Genomic DNA, 20,556 nt, shown 5'->3' on the forward strand with positions numbered 1-20,556 from the left:
CACCCGTCCGCCACTAAGATTTAACAAGATTCCGCCGAAGCCTCATCAGCGTTAAATCTCCGTTCGACTTGCATGTGTTAGGCACGCCGCCAGCGTTCATCCTGAGCCAGGATCGAACTCTCACGTTTAAAATTTATCTAATCACTTAAAGTGACTGGATCGTTCGTCTGACCAGAACTAAAGCTTGGCTTTGTTCTGTCCGTTTTTACCTTGTTAGGTTTGTTTTGTTCTCTGAATATTCGTTATTGATCAGAGCCGGTATTGCGAAACGCTTCGCGTTTCCCAATCTTTTGCTTTCACAAAATAAAATCATTCATGTATAGCTCTTAGCAAGCAAACTTGCACGAGCTATCCCTGATTGATTTTGCTCTGCTCAATGCTGTTTGGAATTTTCAGGGTTGCATTACTATTCCATTGTCAAAGTGCATCTCATCGATGTTACTGATGAGGACCGCAGAAGGAGGGATTTGAACCCTCGCGCCGCTGTTAACGACCTGCACCCTTTCCAGGGGTGTCTCTTCAACCTCTTGAGTACTTCTGCAAAAGTGTTGACTTTAATTCTTCACTCTTCAATTTTGAGCGGAGCGAGAGGGATTCGAACCCTCGTGGCGTTGCCGCCAAACGGTTTTCAAGACCGCCTCGTTATGACCGCTTCGATATCGCTCCAAACACTATATCGGCTACTGTTTGTTGGGCTTCAACGCACAGCGCGATAATTATAATAACAACGTAGTAAACCTTTGTCAATATTAATTTTTGAAAATTTTTAATAATTTTATAGTTTCTTATTTATAATGGATTCCGCAAGGGTTAAATCCTCAGGTGTAGTGATTTTTATATTGTCATAAGACCCCTTTATAAGTTTTACCTTTCTGGTACCAAAAGTTTCCATAACCATGGCATCATCGGTAATATTTACCCCCTCTGAAAGAAGTCTTTCTTCTTCAGCAGCAAGCTTTTCATAGAGCTCTAATATCTCAGGATAGAGAAAAACCTGTGGTGTCTGAATGAGCCAGGTCTTGTCTCTGTCGGGAGTTGTAGCGGCAAATCCGTTTTCATCGGCAAGCTTGATGGTATCCTTTACAGGCATGCCCACAACGCATGCACCATATTCTTTTACAGCGGACAAAGCACGATCGAGAATCTCATCATCTATGAAAGGTCTTGCGCCATCATGAATAAAAACAGCCTCAGTATCTCTTGAGGCTGCAAGGAGTCCTAAACGTACACTATGATATCTTGTACTTCCTCCGGCGACTATGGCCTTTATTTTGGAAAAGCCGGCAGGATCTATTATATCTTCTTTTACCTGCTGTATGTCACTCTCGGGAAGTACTAATATTATTTCATCTATAAAACTGTTTTCAAAAGCTTTTAAAGAATACAGAAGAAGCGGCGAACCGCATATTTCCATATACTGTTTTTTTACGCCGCTTTGCATTCTGCTGCCACTTCCTGCAGCAAGCACTATTGCTGTTGTTTTCAATGAGAATCTCCTTAACATAAATCTATAAAAAGATTAGTTACTGCTTCTTCCATGATATCTGCGTTCTCTGTCTCCAAGGGGGAGATTGGGAACTGCATTCAGATCCATTCCGGCACGGTTTCCTTTTAGATACTCGTAGTAGCCTGCGGCACCTATCATAGCTGCATTATCCGTGCAAAGTACAGGTGCAGGCCTATAGAAAGCCATTCCTCGTTTTTCGCATTCTGCTTCCAGTCTCTCTCTAAGTGCTGTATTGGATGCAACTCCGCCTGCTATTGCGACTTTTTTACATTTATATTCTTCGGCAGCTTCCATTGTGTGCTCAGTTAAAACATCTACAACCGCTTTTTGGAAGGATGCTGCCACGTCATTTTTATTAATTTCTTCACCCTTCATCTCTGCCTGATTAAGGTAGTTGAGAACCGCAGACTTTAAGCCGCTGAAGCTAAAGTCATAGGATTTTTCTGAGGTTTTGGCTCTGGGAAATGCGATGGCATCGGGATTTCCCTCTCTTGCAGCTTTGTCCACCTTGGGGCCTCCGGGGTATCCAAGACCTATGGCTCTTGCGACTTTATCAAAAGCTTCTCCTGCCGCATCATCTCTGGTCTGGCCGATTATGTCATATTCTCCGTAATCTTTTACATAGACAAGATGAGAGTGTCCGCCTGATGCAACAAGGCACATGAATGGCGGCTCAAGCTCTTTATATTCTATATAATTGGCGCAGATATGTCCTTCTATGTGATGTACGCCAACAAGAGGTTTACCTGTTGCAAAGCTTAAAGCTTTTGCTTCAGATACACCAACAAGAAGAGCTCCTACAAGCCCGGGGCCGTAAGTAACTGCAATAGCGTCAATGTCATCAAGAGTCATTCCTGCCTCACTTAATGCAGCTCTCACACAGACATTGATCTTCTCCACATGCTTGCGGGATGCTATTTCTGGCACAACTCCGCCATAAACAGTATGAAGTGCAATCTGAGAAGATATGATATTAGAAAGAACTTCTCTTCCGTTTCTGACTACTGCCGCAGCAGTCTCATCGCAGCTGCTTTCGATAGCAAGAATGTTAATATCTTCATCTTTTGATTCCTGCAAAGCTTCAGTCTGTTCATTTTTGATTGACATAAATATTACGCCGTCCTCATCGGTACGGCGTTTGATGTTTTCATGATTGTTATCCATATTAATTCGCTTCCGTATCCTTTACTTCTGATACTGTCCACCCGAGGATTTTCCAGTTTTTATTGGCATCTTTTCTAAGTACAAAAAGATAGTTGTATATATTTGTATGGGTTCCGTGCCTTAAATAAACCTTGGCAAGGACGTTTGCTATTTCTTCACCGGTTTCTTTGGTTTCTTCGATGTCATTTGAAAGGACTTCATATTTGGAAATGGAATAGTCCTCTTCCTTTTTTTGATCTACCTCATCCTTAAGGCTTTGAGGCCAGTTGGACTGATTCGCAATAAGATCGTCATCAAAAATACCCTTCATTACGTCTGCCATCTGATTAAATTCTTCATCAGTGTAGGTCTGCTTGTACATTACCTTCATTATACGTATGTACAGATCCGCAACGGTGGCAGGTGTTTTGGGATAGGTCTTGGACAGGTCCGTAGTGGTGATCTTTTGAACCTCAGTAAGTTCCTGATCTTCAGTAGTGCTGTTGGTACTGCTTCTACCTCTATTTACTATGACAAAAATGCCCAGTATAACTGCAGCAAACAGAACCATCAAAATAACAGCTTTTATAATAGCGTTCTTTTTGGAATCGTCCATATACCCCTCCTACATGTCGTCCTAATTCCGTTAATTTCTATGCTTTAGTCTTCTTCAAATCTCAAGGTTATTACTCTTCCATCTTTTGTTGCAACAGAGTTCTTGAAAATATCCTGTACCTTTGGCAGATATTCTTTGGGATTAACAAGTGAAGGGCTGTAATGTGTAAGCCACATCTGCTCCACCTTGGCCTTTTTAGCCAGTTCTGCTGCCTCATACATGGTCATATGCTTGTTTTCTCTTGCCTTTTGAAGCTTATCCTCTTCACCATACATGCCTTCACATATGAAAAGATCAGAGCCTTCGGCATTTTCCGCGATACTGTCCGTTGGTCTTGAATCTGTCACATAGGTTAGATGGATTCCTTTTCTCTGCTCGCCAAGAACCATATCAGGGGTGAAAACTTTGCCATCGTCTGTGGTTATAGTCTCGCCCTTCTGAAGTCTGTTCCAGAACTTCATTTCGATTCCCGAGGCTTTTGCCCTCTCCACATCAAATTTGCCTATGCGATCAAGATGCATGGTATAGCCGTAGCATAAAATATTGTGATTTACCTTAAAGGCTTTAATTCTGAATTCATTCATTCCGGGGAGTGTGAATTCATCGCTATCCCCTTCTATTTCATGGTACTGAATCTCAAAAGGCAGCTCCGGAGCTATTGTCCGCAAAGCCTTTACTACGCGCTGAAGTCCTTTGGGGCCAACTAAAAGAAGGGGCTCCGTTCTCTCCGCATTACCCATGGTAAGAAGCATTCCGGGGAGTCCTGATATATGATCTGCGTGGTAATGCGTAAAGCAGATAACATCTATGGGCTTGGGACTCCATCCTGATTTCCTGAGGGCAATCTGTGTTCCCTCTCCGCAGTCAACCAGTATGCTTTTTCCGTTATATCGCACCATAAGTGCGGTTAAAAATCTGTTCGGAAGCGGCATCATTCCGCCGGTTCCAAGTAAACAAACATCAATCATTCGTATTTCTCTTCCAATAAATTACTGCATTATCGTCCGGATCATCATAGAAATTCGGACGTATTCCTTCATTAACAAAGCCAAGCTTCTCATAAAGCTTCCTTGCAGGCTGATTCTGTTCGCGAACCTCGAGGGTAAAATCCCTGCATCCGATGCCTTCTGCCTTTTTCAAAAGCTCAGTAAGCATCAAGTATCCAATCCCAGTGCTGCGAAGCTCTGCTGACACTGAAACATTGGTAATATCACCCTCGCCTGAAATATTCCTTACTCCGCAAAGGCCGACTACTCTACCTGCTTTTTCTGCAACAATATAAACCGTGTCATCACGAGTGCAGGCTTCAAGTAGCTGCTTCTCGGTCCAGGCTTCTTTTCCAAGACTTGCAGCTTCTAAAGTGGCAGCATCTGTGATGTCCTCTGCGCTCATCTCTCTTATCTTAACGGCATTAGCCTTTTTCTCTTTTGCTTCTCGCTCTGCCTGTGATGCCCTTAAGTATTCAGGAGCAAAGCTGTCAGTATCTGCAATCTTGCCTTTTCTGAAATACTCCGCTGCAAGAACAGAAAGAGCTGCTGCACGCTGCCTGTTGGCAAGAGGCGGTGCAAGAATGTAATCAACCTTAAGAAGATCGTCAAGTTTATCTCTGTAAACAGGGATTCCATCCCCAAGAAGGACAACTCTTTTGCCAATCTGATTGAGCCTGTCTGCTATGTCTGCAACGGACATGGCTGCCTGCGGCATAAGGGTCTTCATCTTATAGAAAACTTCGTGCTGATCTTCATTTTCTTTTTCCGGAACAAAGGTATAGATTCCCGTATAGACCTGACTTCTTCTGGCATCCATCATGGGACAGATAATATTCTCATTGCCATAAAGGTTGTATGCCAAAGCGTCCAATGTAGGCACTGCTATAAGGGGCTTATTCAGCGCAAGGCAAAGTCCTTTCGCTGTTGCCACACCGATTCTAAGGCCTGTAAATGATCCGGGACCCGCTGATACAGCAATAGCATCAACAGTACTAAGATCAAGTGAAAGCCTCTCTTTTATCTGCTCCATCATAGGAAGAAGGAGCTCTGAATGTGTTATTTTATGCTGAATTGAAAACTCAGATAATAATCTGTCATCCTCTGTAACAGCTACAGTACAGACAAGCCCTGAGGTATCCAGTGAAATAATCTTCATTTTATCTGTTATCTATCGTCTCAAGTGTTATGCGACGATAGTCTGTTCCTTTCCTTAAATCCTTTTCGATTGTTATTTCCATGTATTTTTCAGGCAATATTTCTTCTATAAGATTGGCCCATTCTATGAAGCACAGGCCTTGCCCATAAAAATAATCCTCATACCCAATCTCGTCCATCTCACTGACATCACCGATTCTGTAGACATCAAAATGATAGAAGGGTATTCTGCCCTGATCGTAAACCTGTAATATTGTAAAAGTAGGGCTGTTTACGGGACCCTCGATTCCAAGACCTGCTGCAACGCCCTGGGTTAAGACGGTTTTTCCCACGCCAAGATCACCCACGAGGGTATATACCATCCCGGGTTCTGCGGTCTCGCCTATTCTTTTGCCAAATGCAAAAGTCTCTTCAGCTGAAAATGTTTCTAATATTGTATTCATATAATCAGAATATTGCAGAAATCATCAAAATGCAAGTTATACCCCTATTGACGAATTTGATTTGATGAAATATTATTGTGTTTGTAAATAATATCTTCGGGGCGGGGTGCAATTCCCTACCGGTGGTGATACCCAGGTGAGAAGCTCATCTGAGGGCAAGTCCGCGAACCGCTACGGCGGCCGATTTGGTGTGAATCCAAAACCGACAGTATAGTCTGGATGGTAGAAGATGTCGTTATATGTCTAGTTTTATTACGCGATTAATCTTTTTCTAATCCTCCCCGACAATCTAAGGAGGAAAAACCAATGAAAAACAACCTATTAACTTCAATTGCAGACAACGCAGGATACGTTGTTGTATTTCTGCTTCTTATCGCTGCAATGTTTGTCGTAGCAAAGGTAGCTGAAAAGCTTGTTGCTAAAAAGACCGGTGATGACGGTTCCGCTCTTACAACCCGTAAAGTTGTAATAATCGGACTGTTTTCCGCAATCTCCGCAATCCTGATGATTTTTGAGATTCCGGTATTCTTCGCACCCAGCTTTTATAGGATCGATCTTTCCGATCTTCCTGCAGTAGTCGGTGCATTTGCTTTTGGTCCTATGACCGGCGTGCTCATCGAGTTCATCAAGATTCTTCTTAATCTTGTAATCAACGGAACAACAACCGCATTCGTAGGCGAGCTTGCCAATTTTATCGTAGGCTGCAGCTATGTACTTCCTGCTTCTATCATTTATCTGTTTAAGAAGACACGTAAGATGGCAATGATCTCCTGCCTTACAGGAACTCTTATTATCACAATCGTAGGAAGCTCATTAAATGCATTCTATCTACTTCCTGCATTTGCAGCACTTTACGGAATGCCTGTTGATTCACTTATCGCTATGGGAACAGCTGTGAATCCTTCAATCAACAACATGTTTACATTTGTTCTTTTCGCAGTTGCACCTCTTAACCTCTTAAAGGGCGGCATCATCACCGGTGTTACCGTTGCAGTATATAAGAAGTTAAGTCCCATCATTAAGAATGCTACCATTGTTTCTGCAAAGAGACAGGAAGCATAATAACAAAGCCTTCATTTATATTTTCTTAATCATTTTTTAATACCTGGTGTAGGTGCCTTTATTGACTTTTGTCAGCGCAATATCATAAAATTATTGTATAAATGCTGAATATTTATTGTCTGCGAGGCACCTATGAAAAGGTTGATCACCAAAAAACTCATTCCCGGCATGATCCTGTCGGACAATGTATATTCTTATGACAATAATCAGCTTGTGTTGCCTAAAGGAACAGTCCTTGATAATCAGGCAATCACCAAGCTGTCTTTTTATTCTGTCGCAAATGTCCTTGTTGAAGATTATGATGAATCATTAGATAATATGCCCACTGACAGCTCAGACGGTTCATACGCATCAAGGCTTCGCGAAACCGCTGAATTCAAGGAGTTTAAGCAGGATTTCGAAAACTGCTCCCAGAAATTCAAATCCGGTATAGACGATCTCATTAACGATAAAGAAAACTTCAGTCTCGAGGAAGTGATGTCTCCCATTTATGCACTTATGCATAAAGGTAACAATCCTTCGAATATTTTGGATATGCTTCACAGCCTTCGTCGTTATGACGATGCAACTTATGTTCACTGCGTAAGTGTGGCCATGATATGCAATATTATGGGACAATGGCTGAGAATGAGCGATGACGACATCGAGGTTTTGACTGAGGCAGGTCTTTTGCATGATATCGGAAAACTGATGATCCCCAGTGAAATCATCACAAAGCCCACAAACCTGACTTCCGATGAATACACAGTGGTACAGACGCATCCTGCTCAGGGATATATGGTACTTTCCGATCTGGATGTCAGCGATCATGTTAAAAATGCCGCCCTTATGCATCATGAAAGATGCGATGGATCCGGGTATCCTGCTCATTTAAAGGGACCTCAAATCGATTATTATGCAAAAATCGTATCGATTGCGGACGTATATGATGCAATGACCTCTGCCAGAGTTTACAGAGATCCTCTATGTCCGTTTTTGGCTATTGAGTTATTTGAATCTGAAGGGCTTCAGCGATACGATACCAACGCCATAATGACATTCCTTCAAAACATTGTTAATACCTATCTTCTGAACAAGGTTCGGTTAAACAACGGGCAGGAAGGCGAAATAATCTTTATTAACAGGGATCATTTGTCGAGACCGACGTTAAAGATTGGTTCGGACTACGTGGATCTGACACAGCATCCGGATCTCCATATAGAACAGATACTATAAAAGCCACACCCTCTAGACGAAGGTATGGCTTTTCTTTTTAATTATGCAAATTTAAGTTTAAACTTCTGAATATCTCTGTCGGTATCTACCTTAGTGATCTGTGCTCCCAGCTCCCTGAGCTTCACATCAAAGTCCTCATAGCCTCTTTCGATATATCTGATCTCTTCTACAGTAGTAAATCCTTCTGCAGTAAGACCTGCTATTACAAGGGCTGCTCCTGCTCTAAGGTCAGGTGCTGCAACTTCAGCTCCGGTGTATTTATCAACACCTTCAATAATGGCTGTGCTTCCCTCTACTTTGATATTGGCTCCCATTCTGGTAAGCTCATCAACATATTTAAATCTGTTTTCAAAAAGTGACTCTGTCACAAGACTGATACCACTGGCAAGCCCGAGAACAACTGTAATCTGCGGCTGCATGTCTGTGGGATATCCGGGATAAGGAAGAGTCTTAACATGAGCATTGCGCATTCTCTTGGTGGCAACAACTCTTACTGCATCATCAGACTCAAGTACCTGGCAGCCCATCTCTATAAGCTTGGCGCTGATAGACTCTAAGTGCTTGGGAATAACATTTTTAATAGTAATATCGCCCTTAGTGGCAGCTGCTATCATCATGAAGGTGCCTGCCTCGATCTGGTCGGGAATAATAGTATATTCCGTACCGTGAAGTCTCTCAACACCTCTGATTCTGATAACATCAGTACCTGCACCCTTGATATCAGCTCCCATACTGTTAAGGAAGTTGGCAAGATCTACTACATGAGGCTCTTTTGCAGCATTCTCAATAATAGTCTTACCCTCTGCCATTGCTGCAGCCATCATGATATTGATGGTGGCACCAACACTGGCTATATCAAGATATATATGACTTGCAACGAGCTTCTCAGCCCTTGCACTGATCATTCCGTGCTCGATTGTTACATTAGCTCCAAGAGCGGTAAAGCCCTTGATATGCTGATCGATAGGTCTAAGACCTATATTACAGCCACCGGGTAATACAACCTGAGCATTGTTATACTTTCCAAGAAAAGCTCCAATCATATAGTAAGAAGCTCTGATCTTCTTGATATACTCGTTCTCTATTCTATAGTCACTTACATGTGAAGCATTGATTTTAACTGAATGACGACCTGTACGCTCGACAATAACGCCTATGCTCTGCATAGCCTGAAGCATTACATTTGTATCAGCTTCATCGGGCATATTGTCGATATAAACTGTCTCATCAGACATTGTCGCAGCGGCAAGAATCGGAAGTGCAGCATTCTTGGCTCCGCCTATTTCAACTTCACCAACGAGCGGTATACCGCCCTTTATTACGTATTTTTCCATATAATCTCTACTACATTCACAAATTTGTGAACTTCCTAGTCAATAAACTCTCCCCATAAATTGCTAACGGCTATTGTTATACCACAAATATATAACTTTGTAAAATAAAAACCGTCAGTTCAAGTAATTAAGCGGATTTACCTGTGATCCGTTAATAAGGATCTCAAAGTGGAGATGTGCTCCCGTACTTACACCGGTATTACCGCTAAGAGCGATCTTCTGTCCCTGAGAGACGGACTGTCCAACGCTCACAAGTATCTTGGAAAGGTGACCATATCTGGTCTCTCTGCCATCGGAATGTCTGATATAGATTACATATCCATATCCTCTGCCCCATCCGGCTCTTGTTACTACGCCTCCATTGGAAGCCATTACCGCAGTTCCTACAGGAGTAGCCCAGTCAATTCCCTTATGATAGGTACTTGCTCCCTTGGTAGGTGCTGAACGTCTTCCGAATCCAGAGGACAGGCGTCCGCCGGAAATAGGCTTTATATATGTAGGAGGTACGATTGTTCCTCGTTCTACAATTTTTGCTACAGCTTCGTAAGTAACTTCTTCTTTTTGAATATCTCGTCCGGTCTCACCGTTATTCTCATAGTTTACAAGTGCTACTACCTTACGATGTCCCGCAGAAGGTTCCTGAACAACTTCCTGTCTTGTGGTGTACCATGAGTCATTATCAATGTATATTACATCAGCTTCATAATCTTCCTCATAGTATTCCTGCTTAGTATAAACTACAGAAAGCTCAGGCTCCGGAACAGTTACTATAATCTCATCACCCACACGAATCATGGATTCCGGAGTGTCTATTGTCTCATTCATTGCCACCAGATCATCCAGAGAAAGTCCAAACTTCTCTGCAATAAGTCCAAGTGTATCACCGCTCTGGATCTCATATATCTGATTGGTCTCCTGATCCTTGGTAACTTCATCGATGGCGGTCTGAACATCTGTTATCTCTGAAAGCGGAAGATAACTTTCAACCACCTCTATCTTGTCACCAAAATCGATGTTCATAAGTCCAAGCTTATAATCCTCAAAGCTCTTTTCCTCTGTAAGAGGCTTAATCTGATTGAAAATCTCGCTGATAGCAAGATCGATTCCGGCTTCAGGAAGCTTAATCTGTTCCTCCTTAGCCTCTACCTCTTCTGTGGAAACCACTTCTGAGGTAAGTACATTAACCTCTCTTGCATTATCGGTAACAAGGTCGACACTATATAAATTCTCAGTATCATATTTTGCAATCGCGGTCTGAAGAAGTGTAAAAACGTCATCCTTGCTGGCCAGATTCACGATAAACTTATTGATTTTTACTGTATAGGCTCTCTCAAGAGTGGTCTTTGTGTCGCTCTTTAAAACATCGAGCATATTCTGTCTGACAGTCTTTTTACTGTCAACCTCTCCAAAAAGCACCTCACGTCCCTCGAGAGTGAGCTGAGCATCAGAAAGGACTAATTCCTCACTTCCCTTTGCAAACTGCCTTCTAGCGTCTCTTAAACACTTTTTCGCGGCCTGTTCGGATGCAAGTGTTCCAACATGCACTCCGTTTAACGAAACCTCGAAAATGTTATTGGCGCCATGCTCTATAGGTGAATATACGGGCAATAAGAAAATTATCCACATAACAACAGCAATTGCTGTGCCCTGAAATAACCCTATTCGAATTTTTTTGTTGCCTTTAAATCTCATTTATCAAACCAAACCTAAAAATCTTAATATGTTGAACACAAGATCTCCCAAAGAGATAAGCAGAACTATAACCAAAAGAGGCACAACGCCTTTACCATTTGATTTATTGGAGTTCTGATACTGCTCTTCAAGCTGATTTCTTGTAGTATCAAGCCTTCTTAAAAGCACAGAGAATTCTCCTTTTATAGCATCTGTCTGCTTATGAAGATCTTCTCTTATATCATCGAGCTGCTTTTTCTGTTCATCAATAACAGAAGCCTGGACATTACGATATATGCGCACACCGATATCATGTGTGGCTTCGTCAGTCTTGTCCATTCTTTTTTCTATATCTTCTTTTATACTGTCAATAACACGGTCAAGATCACCGGTGGATGTTTCGTTTGTTGCTTTAGGCTCCTTAAGATCCTTTAAAATCCCCTCAATACTGTCAAGGCGTGCTTCGAGCTTGTCAGCATTCTTCTTAAGAACATCAATCTCCTCTTCATATTGTTTGTTCTGCTTCTCAATCTGCTCGCGATGTGCTGCTTCAGCGGCATTATTGGCCTTTATCATCTCCTGCGCGCTGATTTTGTCCGTATGCCTCTTAATAAAGTTTTCCATAGCCCCTCCCATCAAACAATTATGAGTCAGTATCTAGATTACATCATTTATGCAATTCGCACAATAATTCGTTTTGCTCATCTAATCTTTTGTATGAATTAACCGCAAGTTTAAAGAATGTTCATAATTTGTTAATAATTGGTTGTTATAATTTACAATGTGTTAAGGAATTAGTCCTTACACATGAAGCATTTTACATTAGCTCCGAAAGATAGATAAATTTTTTCATAATAGCCCGGGCGCCGAAAGGTGTCTGGGCACTCCTCATTAATGGGGATTATTCTATATCCTGCGTGTTCACAGACTGAATCTCATCATTAAGCGAAAGCATTCTCTCGTCCAGTTCTGCAACGATCTTGGCGCACTCAAATAACTGGGCTTTGATTCTGGCAGGTGCCTTCGTTTCGAATTTGTACTGTATCTTATGCTCAAGACTTGCCCAAAAGTCCATGGCAACAGTACGTATCTGCACTTCTACCTTAACATCAGCCATTCTGTCGGAAAGATATACCGGAACAGCCAGTATCATGTGATAGCTTCTGTATCCGCTGGTCTTGGGATTCATAATGTAATCCTTGATGGTAAGAACCTTTATATCCTGCTGATTGCTGATCATATCTGCGATTCTGTATATATCAGAAGTAAACGAACAGATAATACGTATTCCGGCTATATCATTAACGTACTTGATCATATTCTCAAGGGTGGATTCATATCCGTGCCTTCTGAGCTTTTTAACAATGCTCTCCGGAGTCTTGATCCTTGACTTGATATGCTCAATCGGATTATACCTGTGAACCTCCTGAAACTCATCATTGAGAATTTCAAGCTTGGTATTGATCTGTTTAAGCGCTGAATTATATAGAAGACTAACTTCTTCCCAACTTTTTATATCACCATCTGAAAGTCTTGTATCCATATTTCCCCCATTGCTAACCCAAAGTCTTATTTCCAGTAAGACTTATTCATAGAGCATGCCTTAACAAGCTTTTTTGGTAACTTTTTGTAATTCCGTCCAAGCTTATAACCAAGTAATCTGAAGGAACACATTATCACATAGTCAGGCACCAGATAAGACTTACCTATATGTCTGAAATGGCGAATGGTATCACGAACCATGCGCTTTCCTTCTGATTCTGATTTGATTCCGGCGAAAATCTCAGGATGATCTGTCTGAGAAACCCCGAGATCAAAATTCCTGTGAAACTGCTGCATGTATGAGTAGTTGTGTGAATGAATCACTCCTGCCTCAGGTACATAGCAGATAGCATAGCCCTGATACATTGCATTGCCTGCAAATACCATATCTTCATTAAAAATAGCCTTGTGTAAAAAGCCTCCGACCTTGTCAAAAACGTCTCTTCTGTACATTGCACAAACATTGGAGCAGAAGAAAGTCTTTATTCCAAGTCTCGGCAGATCCTTAATCGTCTTGCGCACAGCTTCCGTGGGATAATTGAATTTCCTTGAGTATCTCTCAGCCAGATTACAATCGGCCTTGGGATACTGTCTTGCATAAGCTGCAGCAACTCCCGGATCCTGAAGCGCATTTACAAGATGCGAAATGAGCGCATTGTCCCTTGGTATCGCATCCTGAGTTATCATCAAAAATAAGTCAGCATTTGAGAGGCTGACACCAAAATTCCTGGTATTACCATGATCAAATTCAGACTTATCAATATGTCTGACCTCAATATTGCCATATTTAGCCACAGTGTCCACTATTTCAGCACGTTCTACAAAGTATCTCTTCTCAGTGTTGATAATAATGATCTTATTTACTGCATAAGCCTGCTTCTCAAGCTCATCAATGAGCATTGAAAACTCAGGCCCCGGCTTGTATGAAGGTATTATTACATCTACTGTTTGCATATTATTCCTAACGTTATAAAAGGCCCCGGCTAATCCGGGGCCCAAAATCATCTGCCACTTATTCGCCGATATATTCACTGACATCAGCGGCTATCTTTGAACTGTATTCCTGAACGCTTGATGAAACCTCATATTCAGTATCATCAAACAGGAAATTGTGAAGCCACTGTACATTAGAAGCAAGTGTTACAGGAAGTACACAGCTGCCCTTCTTGCCCATTGTTCCGGTAGTACGCATATCTGCTGTCGGGAATCCATCGTTTGCAACGACATTATATTTGGTAACATTTCCCAATAATGCAATTATATCCTGAAGATCAAATGAGGTATATGTCTCACCAAATATCTTGCCGGCAATGTTCTCAAGCTCTGAAGGGCTTGCAGTCTTTGCCTTATCAAGGATTGCCATGAGAACCGTTCTCTGTCTCTCAGCTCTTCTGAAATCATCACCTGCTGTATATCTGATACGGCAATAAGCTGTTGCCTGTAAACCATCCAGTGTCTGAAGTCCAACATCAGTAACAGGAGTATATTTCATTCCAAGCTCCTCAGCCATTGTGGACTGATAGTTGTTAAGATGAGTGATCTCACTCTCTTCTATATTGATCTGAACGCCGCCAAGCTCATTTACAACATCTGTAAGTCCACCAAAGCCGATAGTTACGAAATCAGTGATATCCAGGTCAAGGTTCATGTTGAGCATGGATATTGCCTGCTCAGGGCCACCTGTAGCATAGGCTGTATTACATTTATTGTAAGAATCGTTACTGAGATTAAGATAAGTATCTCTGTAAACGGAAACAAGCTTTATTTCATTATTCTCATTATTAATGGATGCGATGATAATGGTATCGCTTCTGGTCTTTTTATCAAGATCACCTTCACGGGAATCTACACCAAACAGGGCAATATTCCTATAACCGGTCATCTCCTCATTCTCCTCGACGCCGCTGTTCACACTGCTGGCTATTTTTTCTTCATCGAGGTTAATCTTTCCTACTTTATCAACCTTCATTCTTCCGAATAAAGTCCATACAACAAAAAGCAGAATTAACAGTACAACTACTTCTATTCCCAAGATGATAAATGCCTTCTTGGTATTTTTCCTGCCTTTTCTTCTCCTGCGCCCGTCGGCACCACGATTCGACATGTCAGTATAATCTCCTTTATAGTTGATATTCCACTGACCTATTTTGCCATAAAAAGACAAATTATACAAGTCGAAGAGAATCAATATGCATTCTTATTAACAAAGCCATGGAAAAAGGTTCCAAGCAGTATCCTTATATCAAATTCAAAGGTCCAGTTTTCTATATAATATATGTCATATTCGATACGTTTTCTTATGGAAGTATCACCTCTGTAGCCGTTGATCTGCGCCCATCCGGTTATTCCGGGACGAACCTGATGCTTAACCATGTATCTGGGAATTTCGCCTTTAAATTTCTCAACAAACTGAGGTCTCTCAGGTCTTGGTCCAATAAGGGACATATCTCCAAGAAGCACATTGAAAAACTGAGGCATCTCATCAATACTTGTTTTTCTTAAAATTCTTCCGATCTTAGTAACTCTTGGATCATCCTTGGTAGTCCATCCCTTTTTCTCTGCCTTCTCAGACTGGCATTCCATGGTGCGGAACTTGTACATCATGAAAGGTCTTCCGTGGAGGCCTACTCTCTCCTGTTTGAAAATAATAGGACCGGGGCTTGAAAGCTTTACTGCTATGGTTGCAAAAAGCATAGCCGGTGAAAACAGGATTATTGCAATTAAAGAACCAATGATATCTGTAAGTCTCTTCACAATAACATTGAATCCGTTAGTAAGCGGTACATATCTGATATTGATAACAGGCAGTCCAAGAATATCCTCTGTATAAGGGTTACTGGGAAAAAGGCTTGTGTAATCAGGTATAAACTTGGTGTGTACGCCTGACCTCTCACATATCGCAACCAGTTCCTCCAGTTTGTCGTATCTGTCCAGAGGAAGGGTAATGGTGATCTCATCATATTCGTTGGCACTAAGGTACCTTGATAACATATCGATCTCACCGATAACCTTAACACCGTGATAACTGGTGCCTATGGGTACCATGTCATCAAGAATACCGCTGACAACATATCCCCACTGAGGATTACTGTTGATCCTGCTGATATAACCCTCTGCTGAGCGCGAATAGCCAATAAGCAGAATGTGCTTAAGGTTATAGCCTCTTTTTCTGATATATCTCAGAATTTTTCTTAATAAAAGTCTGGAAAGACTGGTGAATACAACATTCAGCACAAAGAAATACCCGATCATAACACGGGAGAAGTGTGCCTGCTTGATCATATACAGAATTACTAAGAAGCCTGTTACACCGATACCGTTTGCCAGCAGGATACTGTACAGCTCATAGCGCATCTTGGTGGCACGTCTTGGCGTGTAAAGGTTGAACATGCTGTATAAAACAAGATATGCGGGTACCAAAAAATAGAGGGCAGTAAAATATGTCCCCATAGATAAGTAACCCACATCTGGAGCGACGTTGGCAAATACTGACTCAAACTTTAAATACCACGCCAGTATATAAGAACCAGCTACTATAAATCCGTCCCCAATAATATGAATTCTATTCAGATTTGTCTGGTTATCTTTAATCATATCAGATTTATTCTATACCAAATCACCCTGCAAGTCTACGAATACAGTTAACAAGTAGCTCGGCTTCCAATACAAAATAGTTACCGAGGTTACCAGATGAAAAAGGCACCTTTCTGTCTGAATGCTTAATTATCTTCTTAATTCCCATCAAAAGCCCCTTGGCGTAGGACATGCCAAGACCTTTTCTGGCAAAGTACACCTGCTTGATAATAACACCGATTATAAAAAGCGGCAGGTTAAAAATCAGCTGAAGCACCGGCATATTCTTGTATATAAAATACAGATTGTTGGATGCCGTAAGCTCCTCTTTAAATTTGTTGTATCTGGAGCCGCTTGTGCCACTACCTGCATGATAAACTATTGCAGAAGGCTCCATAAGGTTCTTATAGCCGTATATCCTTGCCCTGTAGCCAACATCCACATCTTCGAGATAGCAGAAATGAACCTCATCAAAATATCCTATCTGCTCAAATACATATTTTCTGTAGATAGCTGCTCCAGCGCAGGCCGTTGTGACAGCGCATCTCTTCGAATAGCTCTTGCTATTTTTATCTCTGGCAGGTGAAAAGGCCCATCCAAGGGCACAGTACAGATCCCCGGCATCATCAATAACATCCGGGTTTTTCATAGAGAGCATTTTCGCTCCAACGGAAAACACCTTCTTTTGCGATTCTATTGCACGGACAAGCTTCTCCGTCATACGCTCTTCGCATACCGTATCATTATTAAGAAGTATCACATATTCGGAATCAGCTGCTTTTATTCCCACATTAACCGCATTTGCAAAGCCTGTGTTCTCATGAAGCTCAAGAAACTTAAGCTCCGGATATCTTCCGGGCTTTTTGGATGCCATCTCTTTAACCACATCCACAGATCCGTCCTCAGAGCCGTTGTCCACGATAATAACAGGTGCCTTCATAGTCTGTTTCCCAAGACTTCTAAGGCAGTCGTCCATATACTTTTTTCCATTATAATTTGGAATAACTATAGTTACTTTACTTTGCAAAATACTTCCTCTCTTTATATGACGGTCTCGTACTGCGGATCCCACAGCAGCTTATATCCCATCTTTCTGACTTCCTGTCCGAAAAGAATGCATTTCCTTCTTATTTCTTCATCATCACCGATGCCGCTAAATACCACCTGATTGCCTTCAAGAGTATCCTGATAAGGCACTCCAAAAATCTGTTCATAGATTTCAGAGAGTTCCGGTCGTATTCTCATGCACCTGAGATCCACTGCATCCGTATCCTGCTGAAGAACTGCTCTGTGCTGAAAGCCGCCGCTGTAATTCTTGGGAAGATTGTCAAACCTGACCTTCCCGCTGTCTCTGTAGTTACCGCCCTTAATAAGCCCCCTTCTGTCAAGAAGTCTTCCGCCGATAACGCCTACATCCTTCCTGGTTTCAAATACATCAGCCTTGTAGTCTACACGATAAAATCCCACGTGCTTTAGGTGACTTACCGATGCATCTATCTTGTTATTATCCAAAAAGTCCTTAACAGCCCGCCTTCCGGCCTCATAAGCATAGGTCTTACTCTGAGGATTGGCAGAAGTCGATGCATCATGGCTTCTCCAATGATATAACACCTTAGGGATGTGAATTATCTGCCTTGAAGCAGTGGGACTCCACATGGTATCCCCTATAGCTCTTAGGAAAAGGTCATAGTCCTGAGCTCCGTCATACTCATCTCTGAACCTTGTCTGAAACATAACATCTGAACGAATGGTCGTAAAATGACAGATGTAATTATTTGAAAAAAACATATCTGCATTAAACGCAGGCTTCTTATGGTGCTGGAAAAACTTAGTTCCTTCAGCATCACACTTATCCTCATCAGAATATATAAGCTTGGGATAGTTTCTTATGGCCGTAATCGCTACCTCACATAGCGCATCCGGAGTTATTGTATCATCATGATCCAAAAGAGATATGTAATCGCCTCTTGCTATATCAAGAGCTGCATTCGTATTCTCCGATATACCGCCATTTGTCTTTAGCCTTAAATATTTTATCCGTCCATCAGATTCCGCGTATCCTGCTATAGTCTTCATAAGTGGATATACCTGCAGAATCTTATCGCCCTTTTGACGGTCTACAGGAGCCTCTGCCAATATCAGCTCCCATTTTCCATAGGTCTGATTCCTGACTGACTCGATCATATCACACAAAAATCTCTTATCAGTGTTATAGCATGGCACAAGTATGCTGATCAAAGGAAGCTTTACTGATTTTGAAGAATCATTCAATATCGAGCGATACCATTTCCTTTGCCTCTCAAGTTCCTCTTCAGAAACAGGCACAAATGTATAGTTATCAGCTCTCTGATCATGAATTCTCTCTGCAGCAGCTACCACAGCACCTGATATGCCATTCCTTCTGGCGTATGAAATTGTCTTCTTTATATTATTAAACATGGCAACATTATACATTAAAAATAGAGCTGTCGCGATAGGCAGCTCTATTTTATGGGCTTTTATTATCTATTATTTCTCAATCAATGCTTTTACAGCTGCTGTAAGCTCTTCCTGTTTCTGATCTGCATCATCAAGGCTTGTTCCCTTTACACCCATATAGAACTTGATCTTGGGCTCTGTTCCTGAAGGACGAGCGCAGCACCATGAGTCATTATCAAGTGCAAAGTAAAGAACGTTTGATGAAGGAAGTCCTGTCTTGCCCTTCTCACCTGTAGCAGGGTTAACAGTCTCGCCTGTCTTGTAATCACGGAACTCCTCTACTGTCCACTGACCGAAGGTCTTAGGAGGATCATTTCTAAGCTTATCCATAAGTGCAGCAATTTCCTTAGCACCTTCGATACCCTTCATTGTGATAGAATACTGGCCTTCTTTGTAATAGCCGTAATCTTCGTACATCTCGATCATAGCATCCCAGAGAGTCTTGCCTTCCTTCTTGCAGAATGCTGCAACCTCGCAGAGCATCATAACTGCTACGATAGCATCCTTATCACGGGCATGTGTGCCTGCAAGACATCCATAACTCTCCTCAAGACCAAATACATAATTGTATTCCTGGTTGTTCTCCTCGAAGAGTTTGATCTGCTCGCCGATATACTTAAAGCCTGTAAGAACCTCGATATAGTGAAGTCCGTACTTCTCAGCAACTCTCTTAGCCATATTTGTGGTAACGATAGTTGTAACGAAAGCAGGTCTCTCAGGCATTGTACCTGTAGCCTGTCTCTCACGAAGGATATACTCACCGATCAGCATACCGGACATATTTCCTGTGAAAGGAATATACTCACCTGTCTTTGTATCCTTAGCATATACACCAAGTCTGTCAGCATCGGGATCAGTTGCAAGAACGATGTCTGCATCCTTTTCCTTAGCAAGCTCAAGCGCAAGCTTAAATGCCTTGGGATCCTCGGGATTAGGATAATCAAGAGTTGTAAACTCAGGATCCGGAAGCTCCTGCTCGGGAACGATATAAACGTTCTTGAAGCCAAGCTCTGCAAGTACTCTCTTTACGGGAACAAGACCTGTTCCATGGAAAGGAGTATAAACAACTGTGAGCTTCTCAGCCATTTCCTTAATAGCATCAAGGTGGATGATCTGCTTCTTAAGCTCTACCATGTATGCATCATCGATGTCCTTACCAATTACCTCATAAAGTCCAGCCTTCATGGCATCTTCCTTGGACATGGTCTTAACATCATTGTAGTCAGTGATAGCCTTAACCTCATTGATGATTCCTGTATCATGAGGAGGTGTTACCTGAGCACCGTCTTCCCAATAAGCCTTATATCCGTTATATTCAGGCGGATTGTGGCTGGCAGTTACCATAACACCAGCTATGCATCCAAGCTTTCTAAGTGCAAATGAAAGCTCAGGAGTAGGTCTGAGTTCATCAAATACATACGCTTTGATTCCGTTTGCAGCAAGGCATCTTGCTGTCTCATCTGCAAATTCAGGTGAAAATCTGCGGCAGTCGTAAGAAATTGCAACGCCTCTCTTTGCGCCATCAGCTCCTCCGTTCTTTTTAATATAATTAGCAAGTCCCTGAGTAGCCTTACGAACAACGTATTTGTTCATACGGTTAGTACCTGCACCGATTACTCCTCTAAGTCCGCCGGTACCGAATTCAAGTTCCTGATAAAATCTATCCTCTACCTCCTTTTCATCATTTCTGATGGCAAGAAGTTCCTGCTTTGTCTCATCGTCAAAGTAAGGATCATTTAACCAATATTCAAGCTGTTTTGTTGCGTCACTCATTCTTTTCCCTCCTTAAGAGCTAGATTTGATAATCTAATATATTAAGTAAAACACT

General features: G+C 41.9%; 18 protein-coding genes, 2 tRNA genes, 1 rRNA gene and 1 riboswitch. Of the genes, 2 read left to right on the top strand and 19 right to left on the bottom strand.

The features are described 5' to 3' along the window. The 9 genes from G610_RS0109400 to tsaE all read right to left on the bottom strand — a co-directional run. Window positions 1-128: ribosomal RNA gene (locus G610_RS0109400) — 16S ribosomal RNA — on the bottom strand; the annotation flags it as partial. A 324-nt stretch (window positions 129-452) separates the two neighbouring features. After that, window positions 453-541, bottom strand: a tRNA-Ser gene (locus tag G610_RS0109405). Window positions 542-580: 39 nt separating this feature from the next. Next, a tRNA-Ser gene (locus G610_RS0109410) sits at window positions 581-666 on the bottom strand. 109 nt (window positions 667-775) lie between these two features. Beyond that, window positions 776-1,486, bottom strand: a complete 711-nt coding sequence (ispD, locus tag G610_RS0109415; RefSeq protein ID WP_026524573.1) for a 2-C-methyl-D-erythritol 4-phosphate cytidylyltransferase — start codon at window positions 1,484-1,486, stop codon at window positions 776-778. A gap of 33 nt (window positions 1,487-1,519) precedes the next feature. Continuing rightward, on the bottom strand, window positions 1,520-2,614 hold the full coding sequence (gene tsaD, locus G610_RS0109420; RefSeq protein WP_051197917.1) for a tRNA (adenosine(37)-N6)-threonylcarbamoyltransferase complex transferase subunit TsaD: 1,095 nt from the start codon (window positions 2,612-2,614) through the stop codon (window positions 1,520-1,522). Window positions 2,615-2,672: 58 nt separating this feature from the next. Then, window positions 2,673-3,266 (bottom strand): DUF6715 family protein, encoded by a 594-nt coding sequence (locus G610_RS0109425; protein ID WP_026524575.1) that lies wholly within the window; start codon window positions 3,264-3,266, stop codon window positions 2,673-2,675. Between the two features lie 44 nt (window positions 3,267-3,310). After that, a complete protein-coding gene (locus G610_RS0109430) occupies window positions 3,311-4,234 on the bottom strand; it encodes a ribonuclease Z (RefSeq protein WP_026524576.1) in 924 nt (307 codons plus the stop codon). Next, the gene (tsaB, locus tag G610_RS22670) at window positions 4,227-5,411 is read right to left on the bottom strand and encodes a tRNA (adenosine(37)-N6)-threonylcarbamoyltransferase complex dimerization subunit type 1 TsaB (RefSeq protein ID WP_026524577.1); all 1,185 of its coding nucleotides are present in this window, start codon (window positions 5,409-5,411) and stop codon (window positions 4,227-4,229) included. Before tsaB ends, G610_RS0109430 begins: the two co-directional genes overlap by 8 nt. Before the next feature lies 1 nt (window position 5,412). Further along, window positions 5,413-5,853 (bottom strand): tRNA (adenosine(37)-N6)-threonylcarbamoyltransferase complex ATPase subunit type 1 TsaE, encoded by a 441-nt coding sequence (tsaE, locus tag G610_RS0109440; protein ID WP_026496917.1) that lies wholly within the window; start codon window positions 5,851-5,853, stop codon window positions 5,413-5,415. Window positions 5,854-5,941: 88 nt separating this feature from the next. Then, window positions 5,942-6,088: riboswitch (FMN riboswitch) on the top strand. 71 nt (window positions 6,089-6,159) lie between these two features. Here tsaE and G610_RS20390 point away from each other — a divergent pair. Further along, a complete protein-coding gene (locus G610_RS20390) occupies window positions 6,160-6,915 on the top strand; it encodes an ECF transporter S component (RefSeq protein WP_035797330.1) in 756 nt (251 codons plus the stop codon). 132 nt (window positions 6,916-7,047) lie between these two features. Next, a complete protein-coding gene (locus G610_RS0109450) occupies window positions 7,048-8,130 on the top strand; it encodes an HD-GYP domain-containing protein (protein ID WP_026524578.1) in 1,083 nt (360 codons plus the stop codon). Window positions 8,131-8,171: 41 nt separating this feature from the next. Here the strand turns inward: G610_RS0109450 and G610_RS0109455 are convergent, their stop codons facing one another. The 10 genes from G610_RS0109455 to G610_RS0109500 all read right to left on the bottom strand — a co-directional run bounded on the left by G610_RS0109455 (window position 8,172) and on the right by G610_RS0109500 (window position 20,501). Next, entirely contained in the window at window positions 8,172-9,464 is a 1,293-nt protein-coding gene (locus G610_RS0109455; RefSeq protein ID WP_026524579.1) for a UDP-N-acetylglucosamine 1-carboxyvinyltransferase, read from the bottom strand. 114 nt (window positions 9,465-9,578) lie between these two features. Continuing rightward, window positions 9,579-11,072 (bottom strand): M23 family metallopeptidase, encoded by a 1,494-nt coding sequence (locus tag G610_RS0109460; RefSeq protein WP_242829634.1) that lies wholly within the window; start codon window positions 11,070-11,072, stop codon window positions 9,579-9,581. Window positions 11,073-11,159: 87 nt separating this feature from the next. Next, on the bottom strand, window positions 11,160-11,759 hold the full coding sequence (locus tag G610_RS0109465; protein ID WP_026524581.1) for a hypothetical protein: 600 nt from the start codon (window positions 11,757-11,759) through the stop codon (window positions 11,160-11,162). Between the two features lie 277 nt (window positions 11,760-12,036). Next, window positions 12,037-12,678 carry a GTP pyrophosphokinase gene (locus G610_RS20395; protein WP_035793384.1) on the bottom strand — a complete coding sequence of 214 codons (642 nt, stop codon included), beginning with the start codon at window positions 12,676-12,678 and terminating at the stop codon, window positions 12,037-12,039. 26 nt (window positions 12,679-12,704) lie between these two features. Beyond that, the gene (locus G610_RS0109475) at window positions 12,705-13,631 is read right to left on the bottom strand and encodes a glycosyltransferase family 2 protein (RefSeq protein WP_026524582.1); all 927 of its coding nucleotides are present in this window, start codon (window positions 13,629-13,631) and stop codon (window positions 12,705-12,707) included. Between the two features lie 58 nt (window positions 13,632-13,689). After that, window positions 13,690-14,781 carry an LCP family protein gene (locus G610_RS0109480; protein WP_026524583.1) on the bottom strand — a complete coding sequence of 364 codons (1,092 nt, stop codon included), beginning with the start codon at window positions 14,779-14,781 and terminating at the stop codon, window positions 13,690-13,692. 80 nt (window positions 14,782-14,861) lie between these two features. Beyond that, on the bottom strand, window positions 14,862-16,271 hold the full coding sequence (locus G610_RS0109485; protein WP_026524584.1) for an undecaprenyl-phosphate glucose phosphotransferase: 1,410 nt from the start codon (window positions 16,269-16,271) through the stop codon (window positions 14,862-14,864). A 22-nt stretch (window positions 16,272-16,293) separates the two neighbouring features. Next, window positions 16,294-17,277: a glycosyltransferase family 2 protein gene (locus G610_RS0109490; protein ID WP_026524585.1), complete on the bottom strand. Its 984-nt coding sequence runs from the start codon at window positions 17,275-17,277 to the stop codon at window positions 16,294-16,296. Between the two features lie 14 nt (window positions 17,278-17,291). Next, window positions 17,292-18,689: a glycosyltransferase family 2 protein gene (locus G610_RS20400; RefSeq protein ID WP_196809830.1), complete on the bottom strand. Its 1,398-nt coding sequence runs from the start codon at window positions 18,687-18,689 to the stop codon at window positions 17,292-17,294. A gap of 69 nt (window positions 18,690-18,758) precedes the next feature. Beyond that, complete coding sequence (locus G610_RS0109500) at window positions 18,759-20,501, bottom strand: phospho-sugar mutase (protein ID WP_026524586.1); 1,743 nt, start codon at window positions 20,499-20,501, stop codon at window positions 18,759-18,761. Window positions 20,502-20,556: the final 55 nt, after the last annotated feature.

It is taken from the genome of Butyrivibrio sp. MB2005 (assembly GCF_000424285.1).
In the GTDB taxonomy this organism is placed as follows: Bacteria; Bacillota; Clostridia; order Lachnospirales; family Lachnospiraceae; genus Butyrivibrio.